The sequence below is a fragment of the Achromobacter sp. SIMBA_011 genome, assembly GCF_046535435.1.
Lineage (GTDB): Bacteria > Pseudomonadota > Gammaproteobacteria > Burkholderiales > Burkholderiaceae_B > Achromobacter > Achromobacter dolens.
Genome location: NZ_JAWRWN010001217.1, coordinates 1 through 236 on the forward strand (window position 1 = coordinate 1; position 236 = coordinate 236).

The window sequence follows — 236 nt, forward strand, 5'->3', positions numbered from 1 at the left end:
ATCACGTACAGCGCCCGCCAAGACCGTGCCGGCTGGCAGTGTCAACGCCGCATTGAGTGTCACCGCCGTGGGTAACCGAGTACCGGCTGGCAAGCTGCGGGCCTTGATCGTCACATCGAAATTCAGCGTCACGCCCGCGGGGAATGTCGTGCCGTCCGCCAGCGTCACGCCGTTGCCTGGCACCACCACGGTACCGCCGGTGAAATCGATGCCGGCGCGCAGTACCCAGCCATTGT

Annotated in this window: 1 protein-coding gene; it reads right to left on the reverse strand. The window is 65.3% G+C overall.

Annotation, left to right across the window (positions count from 1 at the left end):
• Positions 1 to 236: hypothetical protein (locus SB816_RS34930; RefSeq protein ID WP_410548616.1), on the reverse strand; the 236-nt coding region annotated here is incomplete at both ends.